This is a genomic window from Amycolatopsis sp. MEPSY49 (genome assembly GCF_051337345.1).
Lineage (GTDB): Bacteria > Actinomycetota > Actinomycetes > Mycobacteriales > Pseudonocardiaceae > Amycolatopsis.
Genome location: NZ_JBDLYJ010000003.1, coordinates 125,013 through 138,472 on the forward strand (window position 1 = coordinate 125,013; position 13,460 = coordinate 138,472).

Below are 13,460 nucleotides of genomic sequence, written 5' to 3' on the forward strand. Positions count from 1 at the left end.
CCCGCACCGGCTGGTGCGGGGCCCGTTTACGTCCGATCAGCCCTGGCTGTCGAAGTCCCGCGCCGCCAAGGCGCGCACGATCCCCGCCCGGCCCTCCGAAACCAACCGCCGCAGCGCCTGCGAGTGCTCGCCGGCCAGCCACTCGTCCGACGCCGTCACCGTCGCCGAGTCCACCGCCCACGACGGGTACAGCCCGATCGCGATCGGCTGCGCCCGCTCGCTGGACCGCCGCTGCCACACCTCGTCGATCACCTGGAAGTACTGGGCGACGTACGAGCCCAGCAGCGCCTTCTGGCCCGGGTGCGAGAAGCCCGAGATCAGCGAGTCGCTGACCGCGTTCGGCAGCTCGTCGTCGTACACCGCGCGCTGCCACGCGTCGGCCTTGGCCTCCGCCGTCGGGCGCAGCGCCCGTGCGCGCTCGGCCTGGCGGCGGCCCGTTGCCGTGTTGTCGCGGGCCAGCTCGGCGTCGATTTCGGACGCCGCCGCCTTGCCGTGCGCCACCAGCGCGTGCAGCAGCCGCCAGCGCAGGTCCGTGTCGACCGTGAGGCCCGGCAGCGGCGCCGACCCGTCCAGCCAACCGGCCAGCACGTCCAATGTGGACGCGTCCAGCACCGACCCGGAGAGGGAGTTGACGAACGCCAGCTGGTGGTCCGAACCCGGCTCGGCGCCGCGGACCAGTTCCAGCAGCCGCGCGGTGAACGCCGGCCAGCCGGTCGAGGCCGCCCACTCCTGCTCCGCGTAGGAGTTCAACGCCGTCTGGGCCTGCAGCAGGAGCCGCTGGACCACGCCGACCTCGGTCTCCGTGTGGATGCCGCGCTGCACCAGCGTGACGAAGTCGCGGGCCTTCAGCTCGGCCTCGCGCGTCATCTCCCACGCCGCCGACCAGCACAGCGTCCGCGGCAGCGGCTCGGTGATGTCGGCGACGCGGTCGATCAGCGTCGTCAGCGACGCCGGGTCGAGCCGCATCGTGCAGTACGTCAGGTCGTCGTCGTTGACCAGCACGAGCTTGCCCGCGGGCCGCCCGACCAGGGCCGGCACCTCGGTGCGCTCGCCGTCGACGTCCAGCTCGACGCGCTGGGTCCGGACGATCTTGCCCGAGCCGTCCTCGTCGTAGATCCCGACGGCGACGCGGTGCGTGCGCAGCTCACCGGCGCCCGGCTTCGCGCCGGACTGCACGACGGCGAACGAGGTGAACGTCCCGTCCGCGCCGACCTCGTAGCGCGGGCTCAGCGAGTTGAGCCCGGTCGTCTCCAGCCACTGCGCGCTCCACCACGACAGGTCGCGCCCGGACGCCTCCTCCAGCGCGCCCAGCAGGTCGGCCAGGGTCGCGTTGCCCCAGGCGTGCTTGCCGAAGTACACCCGCAGGCCGTCGAGGAAGTGGTCGAGCCCGACGTAGGCGACGAGCTGCTTGAGCACGCTCGCGCCCTTGGCGTAGGTGATGCCGTCGAAGTTCACCTCGACCGCGTGCAGGTCGACGATGTCGGCCGCGATCGGGTGCGTCGAGGGCAGCTGGTCCTGCCGGTAGGCCCACGACTTCTCGATGTTCGCGAAGCTGGTCCACGCGTTCTTGTACTCGGTGGCCTCGGCCTGGGCCAGGACGCTCGCGAAGGTCGCGAACGACTCGTTCAGCCACAGGTCGTCCCACCAGCGCATGGTCACCAGGTCGCCGAACCACATGTGCGCCATCTCGTGCAGCAGCGTCTCGGCGCGCCGCTCGTAGGCGTAGCGGGTGACACGGCTGCGGAAGACGTAGTCCTCCAGGAACGTCACCGCGCCGGCGTTCTCCATCGCGCCCGCGTTGAACTCCGGCACGAACAGCTGGTCGTACTTGGAGAACGGGTAGGGCGTGCCGAACTTCTCGTGGTAGAACGCGAAACCCTGCTTGGTCTCGGTGAACAGCTTGTCCGCGTCCATGTGCTCGGCCAGCGAGGCGCGGCAGTAGATGCCGAGCGGGATGGTCTTGTGCTCGTCGGTGTACTCGTCGCGCCACTCGGCGTACGGGCCGGCGATCAGCGCGACCAGGTACGTCGAGAGCCGCTCGGACTCCTTGAACACCGTCCGGACGGCGCCTTCGGGCGTCTCCTCGGTGGACTCGGCAGCGGTGTTCGAGATGACCTTCCAGTCCTTCGGCGCGATCACGGTGAGCCGGTAGACGGACTTGAGGTCGGGCTGGTCGAAGCAGGCGAACATGCGCTTGGCGTCGGCCGTCTCGAACTGCGTGTACAGGTAGACGCCGTCGTCGACCGGGTCGACGAACCGGTGCAGGCCCTCGCCGGTGTTCATGTACCGGCAGTCGGCGGAGACCGTGAGCTCGTTCGCCTCGGCCAGGCCGGCGAGCGCGATGCCCTTGTCCTCGACGTACGCGCTGACGTCGACGTCCGCGCCGTTCAGGGTGGCCGAGTGCACGCGGTCGGCGACGATGTCGACCCACGTGTCTTCGCCGGCCCGGGCGCTCGAGAACCGGACGGTCGTCGTCGACGCGAAGGTCTTCTCCCCGGGACCGCCGTGGCCGTCGGTGAGGTCCAGCTCGATGTCGTATCCGGTGACGTCGAGCAGGTCCGCGCGCAGCTTGGCTTGGTCGCGGGTCAGGTTGGGGGCGGGCACAGGCACCTCTGGTCGTTGGTATCGGTTTTCAACTCCCCGCATCCAATCATGGGGACGGGGTGGCGGGCGATAAGGGAACAAGCCCGCGTCCGGAGGTGTTGGCCCGCTGAGAGGGGGTGTGCCCGCCCCCGGGACCGGACCTGACTTCGCACAGGAGTGCCTGATGACCGCTGCCGAGCAGCCCACGAAGGTCGACTTCTACTTCGACCCGATCTGCCCCTTCGCCTGGATCACCTCGCGCTGGATCCTGGAGGTGGAGAAGCACCGCAACCTCGACCTGCACTTCCGGATCATGAGCCTGTCGGTGCTCAACGAGGGCCGCGACGAGCTGCCGGAGAAGTACAAGGAGTCGCTGGCGCAGGGCTGGGGCCCGGTGCGCGTGGCGGTCGCGCTGGCGCAGCTCAAGGGCGAAGAGGTGCTGCGGGACTACTACACCGAGTTCGGCACGCGCTACCACAACCAGGACAACAAGGACCGCGACGCGGTGATCAAGGAAGCCCTGGCCGCCATCGGCGCGCCGGCCGAGCTGTACGACGCCGCGCACTCCACCGAGTACGACGAGGCGCTGCGGAAGAGCCACCACGAGGGCATGGACCCGGTCGGCATGGACGTCGGCACCCCGACGATCCACATCGACGGCGTCGCGTTCTTCGGCCCGGTGCTCAGCTCGATCCCGCGCGGCGAGGACGCGCTGAAGGTGTTCGACGGCGCCGTCGCGCTGTCCAGCTACCCGGACTTCTTCGAGCTCAAGCGCACCCGTTCGGGCGACCTCAACTTCAACTGAGCCGCACTTTCACGTGAAAGTGCGGCCCCCAGGTCGGCACTTTCACGTGAAAGCTCCGCGTCAGGGGGTGGCGAGGGCGGCCAAGGTGACGTCGCTGGGGTAGCGGGAGGCTGCCACGGCGGCCACCTCGGTCGTCTCGCCGCGGCCCATGGCGGCCTTGAGCGCGATCAGCTCGTGCAGGCCGTGGCGGTGGTAGCGGACGAAGTCGGCGTCGACCGGATCGCCGTGGCCGGGCACGATCACCCGCGGCCGCAGCTCGAGGAGCCGGTCGAAGGTGTCCGGCCACGCCGTCAGGTCCGACTCGGCGCTGAACGAGAACGCGCTGAAGCCGTGTTCGGCGTTCTCGACGACGTCGCCGGCGAAGAGCACGTCCGCGTCCGGCACGTGCACGACGACGTCGTGGTCGGTGTGGGCACGTCCCGGGTGCAGCAGGACGGCCGTCCGGCCCCCTAGGTCGAGCTCGGTCCGGTCGGTGAACAGGTGGTCCGGCGCCACGAACGTGGTGCGCGCGATGGCGTCGGCGGTGTCCGCCTTGCCCTGTTCGCGGTAGTAGCCGATCCACTTGGCGCGGGCGGCCTCGGCGTACTCGGTCAGCTCGGCGCGGCAGCCTTCGTGGGCCCAGACGGCACACGGGCCGAACGCTTCGGTGCCCCAGGTGTGGTCGAAGTGCGCGTGCGTGAAGACGACCGACCACGGCAGCGGCGTCAGCTCGCGGACCGCCGCCGCCAGCTCGGCGCCCTGCTCCAGGTCGCCGCGGGTGTCGACGACCAGGCAGCGGTCGGCGCCGAGCACCAGCCCGACGGTCAGGTCCAGCTCCTCGTAGCGCCGCGCGTGTACGCCGTCGGCGACCTCGATCCAGCGGCCGGTCATGCCAGTACTCCTTCACACAGCATCGGGGCAGCATCGCTCACGTCGAGCCGGGAGGCCAGCGCGACGTCGCCGCCGTGGCCCGCTTCGGTCAGCTCCCGGCCGGACACGCAGGCCGCGAGGGCTTCGACGTCGACCGACCGGGCGGCGAGCGCGGCTTCGGGGGACAGCGACCGGCCCAGCCGCGCGAGGGCGGCGGCGATCGCGCCGGCGCCCACCTGGTCTTCGACGCAGGGCCGCAGCGGCCCGAACGTCTCACCGTGGCCGAAGATGTCCACACCCCAGCGTTCCCCGGCGGCGACCAGCCCAACCGGGCCGCCAAGTTCGTGCGCCTTCGCGGCGACGGCGGACGCGTTGCGCAGGCAGCCCGCGAGGACATGCGCGCCGGTCGCCGCGGCGGCGTCGCAGAGCGTGGCGCCGTTGGGCGAGGGAAGCGCGAGCAGCGTCCCGGGCGGGATTTCCGTCACAGAAGACGGCCTGAGGGTGAACGTGCCCTCGCCCGCGATCACCGCGCCGGCCGCGCGCGCCTGGGCCACCCCGCGTTCGTCGCGCCACCGCACCGGCAGCACGCGCCCGCCGCGGCCGACCACGAGATCCGTGGTGGTGCTGAAGGAAAGCACGTCGACGACGACCAGCACGGCGCATTCCCGGCCGAGCGCGGCCACGCCTTCGCCGCCCCAGTCGAGCCGGACGTCGTACCCGGTCTGCTCCCAGATCCCCACCCCCGGAGCATGCCCGAAACCGGACCTGATGGCAGACTCCAGCCGTGCGTGTCTACTTGGGATCCGACCATGCCGGTTTCGAGCTGAAGAACCACCTGGTGGCTCACCTGGAGAAGCAGGGCCACGAGGTCACCGACATCGGTCCGCACGTCTACGACGCGGCCGACGACTACCCGGCCTTCTGCGTCGAGACGGCGCTGCGCGTCGTGGCCGACGAGGGCAGCCGCGGCATCGTGGTCGGCGGCTCGGGCAACGGCGAGCAGATCGCCGCCAACAAGGTCCCCGGCGCCCGCGCCGGCCTCGCGTGGAGCGTCGAGACCGCGAAGCTGTGCCGCGAGCACAACCACGCCCAGCTGATCGGCGTCGGCGCCCGGATGCACACCGCCGAGCAGGCCACCGAGATCGTCGAAGCCTTCCTGGCGACCGAGGTCTCGCCGGAGGAACGGCACGCCCGCCGTGTCCAGCAGCTGCTGGACTACGAGCGCACCGGGACGCCGCCGGCGCTGCCGGAGGCCTGATGCCCGAGGGGCACACGCTCCACCGGCTCGCGCGGCTGCACAAGCGCCGGTACGCCGGTGCCCCGGTCGCGGTGAGCAGCCCGCAGGGCCGGTTCGCCACCGAGGCGTCCCGTTTGGACGGTCGGGTGTTCGCCGGCGCCGAGGCGTACGGCAAGCACCTGTTCCACGACTACGGCCCGGCCGGGATCGTGCACATCCACCTGGGCCTCTACGGCACGTTCGGCGAGTCCCCGCTGCCCGCGCCGGAGCCGGTGGGCCAGGTCCGGCTGCGGCTGGCCGGCCGGACGCACTGGACGGACCTGCGGGGGCCGACGCGTTGCGAGCTGCTCGCCCCGGACCAGGCCGACGCGATCAAGGCGCGCCTCGGGCCGGACCCGCTGCGCCGCGACGCGAAACCCGAGCAGGCGTGGGCGCGCATTTCGCGCTCGAAGACGTCGATCGCGGCGCTGCTGATGGACCAGGCGGTGCTGGCGGGCGTCGGGAACGTGTACCGCGCCGAGGTGCTGTTCCGCCACGGCGTCGCGCCGCTGACCCCGGGCCGCGCGCTGGACCGCGCGTTGTGGGACGACATGTGGGCCGACCTGGTGGTCCTGATGCGCGACGGCGTCCGGGTCGGCCGCATCGACACGGTCCGGCCCGAGCACCTGCCGGAGGCGATGGGCCGCGCGGCGCGGGTGGACCGCCACGGCGGCGAGGTCTACGTCTACCGGCGCGCGGGCGAGCCGTGCCTGGTGTGCGGGACACCGGTGGCGAACTCGGAGCTGGTGGGCCGCAACCTCTACTGGTGCCCCACCTGCCAGCCCGCCTGACCCAAGCGCCCCAATGTGGCCTTCGGTGCGTCTGACGCACCGAAGGCGGCCTTCGGTGCGTCAGACGCAACCAAGGCCGCCTTGGGGCGCTTGAAGCCGGGCGTCAGAAGTCGAAACCGCCGCCGTCGAAGCCTCCACCGTCGAAGCCGCCGCCGTCGAAACCGCCGCCGCCCCAGTCGCCGCCGCCCATGTCGCCGCCGTCGCCACCGAAGTCGCCGCCGCCGTCACCACCGCCGTCGCCGCCCATGTCGCCGGACTCGAGCGCGTCCTGCTGCCCCGCGTCGTAGCCCGACTCCCAGGCCGACGCGCTCGCGATGCCGCTCATGCCGGAGAACATCGCGCTGAACAGGAACATCGACCCGAGGCCCCAAGCACCGGCGACGAGCGCGGGCTTCCACCACGGCTCGCTGTACCAGCCCTGCGGCACCGGCCGCCCGGCCACGCGGCCGCCGGGGTAGTAGTACGGCGTGTCCTGGCCGGCCTCGGGCGAGGCGGCGTAGTGCTGCCCCTCGACGTCGACGTCCCGGCGCTCGGTGACCTTGCCGGCGCGCTCGCGCTCGGCCTCCTCCGGCAGCTGCGGGCCGGGGTCCATGCCCATCGCGACCCGCGCCGCGCGGACGTAGTAGAGGCCTTCGACGGCGGTGTCCTTCACCAGCCGGGCCTGCTCGATCGTGCGCGCCTGCTCCAGCTGCGAGCCGGCGGCGTTGTAGCGCTCGCTCGCGTCGGCCATCGCCTGCATCGACGCGGTGTCGTTGCCGTTGAGGTTGAGGACCTGGCCGCCGAGCCGCTCGACCAGGCGCCGGGCGTCGGCCTTGGCGTCGTCGAGCTCCCGCTGCCGGGCCGCGGCGCGCTGCCGCGAGAAATAGAGGCCGCCACCGACGATCACGACGACGAGCACGATCAGGAAGATCGCGGTGCCCATGGACCACTCCCAGAAGTTCGGGGCTCGGTGACCGGAAGTCACCTTTGATTCGGACAACGCGGACGCTACGCGGAGGGTTCCCGGCGAGTGATCCGGCACACCGCGAGAGCTGGCCGAAGAAACTAGAACACGTTATAGTTCGACACCATGAAGTTCACCCTGTCGATCGCGATGAACCCCCTCGATCAGCTGGGCGAGCTCGCCCGGGCCGCCGAAGAGGCCGGCTTCGCCTCCATCGCCCTGCCGGACTCGCTCTTCTACGCCGAAACGGTGGACACGGACTACCCGTACACCCCCGACGGCAGCCGCTTCTGGACCGCGGAGACCCCGTGGGTGGACCCGCTCGTCGCGACCGCGGCGATGGGCGCGGTCACCAGCCGGATCCACTTCTACACGTCGGTGCTCAAGCTCGGGTCGCGCAACCCGGTGCTGCTGGCGCGCCAGGTCGGCTCGGCGAGCGTGCTCACCGGCGGCCGGTTCGGCCTCGGGCTCGGCGTCGGCTGGCTGCCGCAGGAGTTCGAGTACTGCGGCGTGCCGTTCGAGCGGCGCGGCAAGCGCGTCGACGAGGCCATCGACGTCCTGCGCCTGATCCTCGACGGCGGGATGGTCGAGTACCACGGCGAGTTCTACGACTTCGACAAGATCCAGATGAGCCCGGCGCCGCCGTCGCGGGTGCCGTTCTACATCGGCGGCCACACCGAGGTCGCGCTGAAGCGCGCGGCCCGCGTCGCCGACGGCTGGTCCTCGGCGATGATGAAGCTGGAGGAGCTGCGCGACACCATCGCGCGGATCAAGGAGCTGCTGGCCGAGCGCGGCCGCGCCGACGACCCCTTCGAGTACCAGGCCGTCTGCATCGACAAGTTCGGCCTCGACGGCTACCGAGAACAGGCCGAAGTGGGCGTCACCGACATCATCACCATGCCGTGGGTGTTCGACGGCGTCGGCTTCGACGCGCCGATCGAGCCGAAGCTCGAGTCCATCCGCAAGTTCGGCACCGAGATCATCGCGAAGTTCGAGGAGTGACGGCCGTGGGCGTGCAGGTCAGCTGGGACACCGAGCAGGAGCAGCCGCCCGCGCGGCGCGCGGCGTTCGCCTCGATGACGGCGGTGACGGCGGGGGACAAGGAAGCCTGGCTGGCGCTGTTCGCACCGGACGGCGTCGTCGAGGACCCCGTCGGGCCGTCGTTCTTCGACGAGGAGGGCAAGGGGCACCACGGCCGCGACGGGATCAGCGCGTTCTGGGACAAGACGATCGGCAACGTCGAGCGCTTCGAGTTCACGATCCGCGACTCCCACGCGGCGGGGGACGAGTGCGCCAACGTCGGCACGATCACGACGTACCTGCCGGGCGGCTACCGCGTCGACACCGACGGGGTGTTCGTCTACCGCGTCGGCGAGGACGGCCTGATCACGTCGATGCGGGCGTTCTGGGAGACCGAGCGCGCGATGGCGACGGCCCGGCAGGTGACGGAGTAGCGTCCCGGCCAGCGGAAACCGAGTTTCATATCTGATACATGATCTCTTGACCTCGGGTTAGGCAGGACTCTTTACTAACTGGTGTAGACCTCCGATGTCTCCACCAGGGAGCAAGCATGTCCTTCCTCCGTCGCACGGCGGTCGCCGCGACCGCGTTCGCGCTCGCGGCCGGCGGCACCGTCCTGAGCCAGACCCCGGCTTCCGCGCTGGAGAACGGGCTCCTGCGCACGCCGCCGATGGGGTTCAACAACTGGAACTCCACGCAGTGCAAGGCCGACTTCACCGAGACGATGATCCGAGGTATCGCCGACATCTTCGTGAGCAAGGGGCTCAAGGACGCCGGCTACACCTACGTCAACATCGACGACTGCTGGGCGCTGCCGGACCGGAACGCCCAGGGCGACCTCGTCCCGGACCCGGCGCGCTTCCCGCACGGTATCAAGGCGCTCGCCGACTACGTCCACGGGAAGGGGCTGAAGTTCGGCATCTACACCAGCGCGGGGACGCACACGTGCAACAAGGCGGGCTTCCCCGGCGCGCTCGGCCACGAGCAGCAGGACGCGAACCTCTTCGCCTCCTGGGGCGTCGACTACCTGAAGTACGACAACTGCAACAACCAGGGCGTCGACGCGCAGCAGCGGTACAAGGCGATGCGGGACGCGCTCGCGAAGTCCGGCCGCCCGATCGCGTACTCGATCTGCGAGTGGGGCCAGAACAAGCCGTGGACCTGGGCCGCGCCGGTCGGCAACCTGTGGCGCACCACCGGCGACATCTCCGACAAGTGGTCGAGCATGATCGGCAAGGCGCAGGCCAACCGCGGCCTCGCGCAGTACGCCGGCCCCGGGCACTGGAACGACCCGGACATGCTGGAGGTCGGCAACGGCGGCATGACCGCGGCCGAGTACCGGACGCACTTCAGCCTCTGGGCGATGATGGCCGCGCCGCTGCTCATCGGCAGCGACCTGCGCAAGGTGTCCGACGACAGCTTCTCGATCCTCAAGAACACCGACGTGATCGCGCTCGACCAGGATCCGCTGGGCAAGCAGGCGACGGTGCTGAGTTCGAACGGCGGCCTGGTCGTGTACAGCAAGGTGCTCGCCAACGGCGACCGCGCGGTGGCGCTGTCCAACGAGACGGCAGCGACGGCGACGATCAGCACCACCGCGTCGGCGACGGGGATCGGCGGCGCGTCGTCGTACACGCTGAAGGACTTGTGGAGCAAGGCGGTCCGCACCACGCCGGGGACGATCAGCGCTTCGGTGCCCTCGCACGCGACGGTGCTGTACCGCGTGTCTCGCGCCGGTGGTTCGACGCGCTACGAGGCCGAGTCGGCTTCGCTGTCGGCGGGCGGCACGGTGGACTCGAACCACGCGGGCTTCTCCGGGACAGGCTTCGCGAACGGCGCAAACGCGGCGGGCAGTTACGTCGAGTGGCAGGTGACGGGGCCGGCGTCGGCGCTGACGTTCGGCTACGCGAACGGCACGACGGCGGCGCGCCCGGTGGACGTCACGATCGACGGGGCGGTGGTGGCCGCGGGGGTGCCGTTCCCGCCGACCGGCGCGTGGACGACGTGGAGCACGGTGTCGCGTCCGGTGACCTTGGGCGCGGGTCCGCACACGATCCGCCTCACGGCGACGACGTCCGACGGTCCGGCGAACCTGGACTACCTGGACTTGGCGTCGTAGGCGACCCGGGCGGCCTCGACCTTGTCGAGGTTCGGCGACCACTCGGCCAGGGTCGCGAACAGCGGGCCGAGGCTGCGGCCGAGTTCGCTGATCTCGTACTCGACGCGCGGCGGGACTTCGGCGTGGTAGGTCCGGGTGATCAGGCCGTCGCGTTCCATCTGGCGCAGCCGCTGGGTGAGCACCTTCGGGGTGATGGTGGCGATGCGCCGCTCGAGTTCGACGAACCGCTGGCGCCCGTACTCGTTGAGCGTCCACAGGATCGGCGTCGTCCAGCGGCTGAAGACGATGTCGACCACGGGGGCGATCGGACAGGCCAGCTCGGGTGTGGTTTCGGTCACTTTCGAGGCCTCCAGCCATTACTTTCCTCTAGGTACCTACTATACGTCGGAATGTAGCGTCGCTCGCATGATCACAGTCATGGGAGCGACGGGCAACGTCGGACGGCCGTTGGTGGAAGCATTGACGGCGGCAGGTGAAGAGGTGCGGGCGGTGTCCCGCCGGGGGCCGGTTTCGGCGGACTTGACGGACGCGGCAGCGCTGCGGCCGGCTTTCGAGGGTGCGTCGGCGGTGTTCTTGCTGCTGCCGCCGGGTTTCCAGGGGCCGCTTGCGCCGGTGCTGGACCAGATCGACGGTGCGCGAGTCGTGTTGTTGTCGTCGCAGGGTGTCGGAACGGGCCGCCACCCCGCGTTCTTCGAGGAAGCGATCCGGGCGTCGGGTCTGGAATGGACGATCCTACGTCCGGGCGGGTTCGCGTCGAATGCGTTCCAGTGGGCCGAAAGCGTGCGTTCATCGCGGACGATCTCGGCTCCGTTCGGAGACGTCGGGTTGCCGGTGATCGACCCGTCGGACATCGCGGCGGTGGCAGCGGCGGCTTTGACGGACGCCTCGCACGCGGGTCGGACGTACGAACTGACGGGCCCATCCTCGGTGACCCCCCGCGACCAGGCGGCGGCGATCGGCGAGGCGCTGGGGGAGCCGGTGGAGTTCGTCTCGCAGACGCGTTCGGAAGCGTTTTCCGTGTTCACGACCTTCATGCCCGCCGAGGTGGCGGAGGCAACGCTGGACATCTTGGGGACGCCGTCGCCGGCGGAGCAGCGGGTGAGCCCGGACGTGTCACGGGTGCTGGGCCGCCCACCGCGTCCGTTCTCGGAGTGGGCCGCGCGAAACGCGGTGGCGTTCAAGTGACCGAACTGTCCTATGTAGACGTAGGGACTGGCGCGCCGGTAGTGTTCCTGCACGGCAACCCGACATCGTCGCACTTGTGGCGCAAGGTGATCCCGGCGGTACCGGGCCGCAGGCTGGCCCCGGACCTGATCGGCATGGGCGCCTCCCCGCGGCCGTCCATCGAGTACACGTTCGCCGACCATGCGCGCTACTTGGAGGAGTGGTTCGACGCGCTGTCGTTGGAGGAAGTGGTCCTGGTGGGCCACGACTGGGGCGGAGCACTGGCGGCGGACTGGGCGTCACGACACCCGTCCCGGGTCCGCGGTCTGGCGTTCACGGAAGCGGTCCTGAAGCCGATGACGTGGGAGGAGTTCCCACCGGCGGGAGCAGAGGTGTTCCGCGCGCTCAAGACCCCGGGGGCCGCCGACCCGATGATCGACATGTTCCTGAAGTCGCTCCCGCCGGAGTACGAAGGTATGTACCCGACAGCGGAGTCCCGAATCCCGTTGCTGAGCTGGGCCCGTTCAATGCCATTGGGCGGCGAGCCGGCGTCGGTGGTGTCCTGGATCGAGGCATTCGACAACTGGCTGGCGTCCTCGCCGGAGGTGCCGAAGCTCCTGATGACGTTCGACCCGGCCCAGGACACAATGCTGACCCCACCGATGATCGACTGGATGACGGCGAACTTCGCGGCACTGAAGGTGGCCCACCACCCAGTGGTGGCGGGTCACCACGCGCCGGAGGATCAGCCGGAGCGCATCGCCGCGACGTTGGCGAGCTGGCTGGCCGGTGGGCGTCTCGCGGCTGCGTCCTCATCTTCGTGAGCTCGTGCCCGGACGGCTCGAATAGACATCCGCGATGCCGGTTCGAGCCATCCGGGGACAGCATAATGCGCGTTCGGCGGCTGCCGGCCGTGATCGGCTTCAGGTGCTACCGACGGGGCTTGCCGTCTTTCTGCACGGTGTTCTTCAGGGCAGCCTTGCCGAGCTCTCTGCTCAGGTCGCGGCGTTCCTTGGGCTTCTGTTCGCCGGATTTCTCCGGCCAGGTCTCGGGGTTTCTGGGCATCGCCAACCGCCTTTCCGTGGGCGAGCCGTGCGGCTCGCGATGCTCCAGTCGTCTTTCGGTGTTCAGTGTGTTGCGGATACCCGGGAAGCGATACGTGTTCGAGACCTGGCAGGGGCGACTGGGTGGCGGGTGGCCGTGAGCTGTAACAGCTTTCGAGGGGTTGGCGACTTGCCCGTCGTTCCATACGACAGAACCGTCTCGGAGAGTCGACATGAATGCCGCAACCTTTTTCGGGCTCGCGTACTTGGTGGGTGTCTTCGTGAGTTGGGCGATCTACTCGCGACGGGCGGGCCTGACCGAGATCAAACACGAGCAAGGCGTCACGTGGCACGAGTTTCTTCTGCGCAACCCCGTGTTCTTCGTCCTCATGTGGTTGAAGTCGATTTACTGGTTGCCGGTGCTGGTGACGTGGGTTGTGTTGTCGGCACTCGGGATGTCGCGCTGTCCCTGGAAAGCGGCGACGTCGTTCAAGGGCCGCGCTGTGCGGAAGATTTTCCGCATCGGGTACCAGCGAGCGATACCGGAACTCAAAGTGCCGGAAGCCGGGACTGTCTCGGCGCAGGAACGAAGCCGCATCGTCCGTGATCGATGACTGGAGGCAAAAAATGTGTGCTTGCGTCAAAGCCGGCAAGTCCAAGTGTGCGTGGTGCAAGGAGGCGGAGCACCTGGGACGACCGCCGGCTCGGCACAGCTGCCAGTGGGGCCGCTGTTCCTGATGTGCCCTGTGCGGAGGGTGGACCCTCGTCCACCCTCCGTGTTGGTCGGGATGACAGGATTTGAACCTGCGACCCTTCGCTCCCAAAGCGAATGCGCTACCAAGCTGCGCCACATCCCGTGACACCCCC

At 69.8% G+C, this 13,460-nt stretch carries 15 protein-coding genes and 1 tRNA gene; 9 read left to right on the plus strand and 7 right to left on the minus strand.

Annotation, left to right across the window (positions count from 1 at the left end):
- Nucleotides 1-36: 36 nt before the first annotated feature.
- On the minus strand, nt 37-2,604 hold the full coding sequence (gene pepN, locus ABFJ78_RS15250) for an aminopeptidase N (RefSeq protein ID WP_436387781.1): 2,568 nt from the start codon (nt 2,602-2,604) through the stop codon (nt 37-39).
- A 163-nt stretch (nt 2,605-2,767) separates the two neighbouring features.
- Here pepN and ABFJ78_RS15255 point away from each other — a divergent pair, with 163 nt between their 5' ends.
- The gene (locus ABFJ78_RS15255) at nt 2,768-3,388 is read left to right on the plus strand and encodes a mycothiol-dependent nitroreductase Rv2466c family protein (RefSeq protein WP_436386928.1); all 621 of its coding nucleotides are present in this window, start codon (nt 2,768-2,770) and stop codon (nt 3,386-3,388) included.
- Between the two features lie 60 nt (nt 3,389-3,448).
- Here ABFJ78_RS15255 and ABFJ78_RS15260 read toward each other — a convergent pair whose 3' ends face one another.
- Entirely contained in the window at nt 3,449-4,258 is an 810-nt protein-coding gene (locus tag ABFJ78_RS15260) for an MBL fold metallo-hydrolase (protein ID WP_436386929.1), read from the minus strand.
- Nucleotides 4,255-4,977 (minus strand): 2-phosphosulfolactate phosphatase, encoded by a 723-nt coding sequence (locus tag ABFJ78_RS15265; RefSeq protein WP_436386931.1) that lies wholly within the window; start codon nt 4,975-4,977, stop codon nt 4,255-4,257. Before ABFJ78_RS15265 ends, ABFJ78_RS15260 begins: the two co-directional genes overlap by 4 nt.
- Before the next feature lie 44 nt (nt 4,978-5,021).
- Between ABFJ78_RS15265 and ABFJ78_RS15270 the strand changes: the two genes are divergently transcribed.
- Entirely contained in the window at nt 5,022-5,495 is a 474-nt protein-coding gene (locus tag ABFJ78_RS15270) for a ribose-5-phosphate isomerase (RefSeq protein WP_436386932.1), read from the plus strand.
- Nucleotides 5,495-6,304: an Fpg/Nei family DNA glycosylase gene (locus ABFJ78_RS15275; protein WP_436386934.1), complete on the plus strand. Its 810-nt coding sequence runs from the start codon at nt 5,495-5,497 to the stop codon at nt 6,302-6,304. Before ABFJ78_RS15270 ends, ABFJ78_RS15275 begins: the two co-directional genes overlap by 1 nt.
- 103 nt (nt 6,305-6,407) lie before the next feature.
- Here ABFJ78_RS15275 and ABFJ78_RS15280 read toward each other — a convergent pair whose 3' ends face one another.
- A complete protein-coding gene (locus ABFJ78_RS15280; RefSeq protein WP_436386935.1) occupies nt 6,408-7,226 on the minus strand; it encodes a hypothetical protein in 819 nt (272 codons plus the stop codon).
- Nucleotides 7,227-7,373: 147 nt separating this feature from the next.
- Between ABFJ78_RS15280 and ABFJ78_RS15285 the strand changes: the two genes are divergently transcribed.
- The 3 genes from ABFJ78_RS15285 to ABFJ78_RS15295 all read left to right on the plus strand — a co-directional run bounded on the left by ABFJ78_RS15285 (nt 7,374) and on the right by ABFJ78_RS15295 (nt 10,386).
- Nucleotides 7,374-8,249, plus strand: a complete 876-nt coding sequence (locus ABFJ78_RS15285; protein WP_436386937.1) for an LLM class F420-dependent oxidoreductase — start codon at nt 7,374-7,376, stop codon at nt 8,247-8,249.
- Nucleotides 8,250-8,254: 5 nt separating this feature from the next.
- Nucleotides 8,255-8,701 (plus strand): nuclear transport factor 2 family protein, encoded by a 447-nt coding sequence (locus ABFJ78_RS15290; protein WP_436386938.1) that lies wholly within the window; start codon nt 8,255-8,257, stop codon nt 8,699-8,701.
- A 116-nt stretch (nt 8,702-8,817) separates the two neighbouring features.
- Nucleotides 8,818-10,386: a carbohydrate-binding protein gene (locus ABFJ78_RS15295; protein ID WP_436386940.1), complete on the plus strand. Its 1,569-nt coding sequence runs from the start codon at nt 8,818-8,820 to the stop codon at nt 10,384-10,386.
- On the opposite strand, the gene ABFJ78_RS15300 is transcribed toward ABFJ78_RS15295, so the two are convergent.
- Complete coding sequence (locus ABFJ78_RS15300) at nt 10,365-10,724, minus strand: winged helix-turn-helix transcriptional regulator (protein ID WP_436386941.1); 360 nt, start codon at nt 10,722-10,724, stop codon at nt 10,365-10,367. The two genes, ABFJ78_RS15295 and ABFJ78_RS15300, sit on opposite strands and share 22 nt — an antisense overlap.
- Before the next feature lie 67 nt (nt 10,725-10,791).
- Between ABFJ78_RS15300 and ABFJ78_RS15305 the strand changes: the two genes are divergently transcribed.
- Together ABFJ78_RS15305 and ABFJ78_RS15310 are read left to right on the plus strand one after the other, a co-directional pair.
- Complete coding sequence (locus tag ABFJ78_RS15305) at nt 10,792-11,571, plus strand: NAD(P)H-binding protein (protein WP_436387782.1); 780 nt, start codon at nt 10,792-10,794, stop codon at nt 11,569-11,571.
- Nucleotides 11,568-12,374, plus strand: a complete 807-nt coding sequence (locus tag ABFJ78_RS15310; RefSeq protein ID WP_436386943.1) for a haloalkane dehalogenase — start codon at nt 11,568-11,570, stop codon at nt 12,372-12,374. Before ABFJ78_RS15305 ends, ABFJ78_RS15310 begins: the two co-directional genes overlap by 4 nt.
- Before the next feature lie 106 nt (nt 12,375-12,480).
- On the opposite strand, the gene ABFJ78_RS15315 is transcribed toward ABFJ78_RS15310, so the two are convergent.
- Nucleotides 12,481-12,615, minus strand: coding sequence for a hypothetical protein (locus ABFJ78_RS15315; RefSeq protein WP_436386944.1), 135 nt, complete (start codon nt 12,613-12,615; stop codon nt 12,481-12,483).
- A 211-nt stretch (nt 12,616-12,826) separates the two neighbouring features.
- Between ABFJ78_RS15315 and ABFJ78_RS15320 the strand changes: the two genes are divergently transcribed.
- Entirely contained in the window at nt 12,827-13,207 is a 381-nt protein-coding gene (locus ABFJ78_RS15320) for a hypothetical protein (protein ID WP_436386946.1), read from the plus strand.
- Nucleotides 13,208-13,373: 166 nt separating this feature from the next.
- Here the strand turns inward: ABFJ78_RS15320 and ABFJ78_RS15325 are convergent.
- Nucleotides 13,374-13,450: transfer RNA gene (locus tag ABFJ78_RS15325), tRNA-Pro, on the minus strand.
- Between the last annotated feature and the right edge of the window lie 10 nt (nt 13,451-13,460).

What these genes read in the sequence shown, in the direction of transcription:
- ABFJ78_RS15255 (WP_436386928.1), top strand. Translation starts at nt 2,768, where the DNA reads ATGACCGCTGCCGAGCAGCCCACGAAGGTCGACTTCTACTTCGACCCG.
- ABFJ78_RS15260 (WP_436386929.1), bottom strand. Translation starts at nt 4,258, where the DNA reads ATGACCGGCCGCTGGATCGAGGTCGCCGACGGCGTACACGCGCGGCGC.
- ABFJ78_RS15275 (WP_436386934.1), top strand. Translation starts at nt 5,495, where the DNA reads ATGCCCGAGGGGCACACGCTCCACCGGCTCGCGCGGCTGCACAAGCGC.
- ABFJ78_RS15280 (WP_436386935.1), bottom strand. Translation starts at nt 7,226, where the DNA reads ATGGGCACCGCGATCTTCCTGATCGTGCTCGTCGTCGTGATCGTCGGT.
- ABFJ78_RS15285 (WP_436386937.1), top strand. Translation starts at nt 7,374, where the DNA reads ATGAAGTTCACCCTGTCGATCGCGATGAACCCCCTCGATCAGCTGGGC.
- ABFJ78_RS15295 (WP_436386940.1), top strand. Translation starts at nt 8,818, where the DNA reads ATGTCCTTCCTCCGTCGCACGGCGGTCGCCGCGACCGCGTTCGCGCTC.
- ABFJ78_RS15305 (WP_436387782.1), top strand. Translation starts at nt 10,792, where the DNA reads ATGATCACAGTCATGGGAGCGACGGGCAACGTCGGACGGCCGTTGGTG.
- ABFJ78_RS15315 (WP_436386944.1), bottom strand. Translation starts at nt 12,615, where the DNA reads ATGCCCAGAAACCCCGAGACCTGGCCGGAGAAATCCGGCGAACAGAAG.
- ABFJ78_RS15320 (WP_436386946.1), top strand. Translation starts at nt 12,827, where the DNA reads ATGAATGCCGCAACCTTTTTCGGGCTCGCGTACTTGGTGGGTGTCTTC.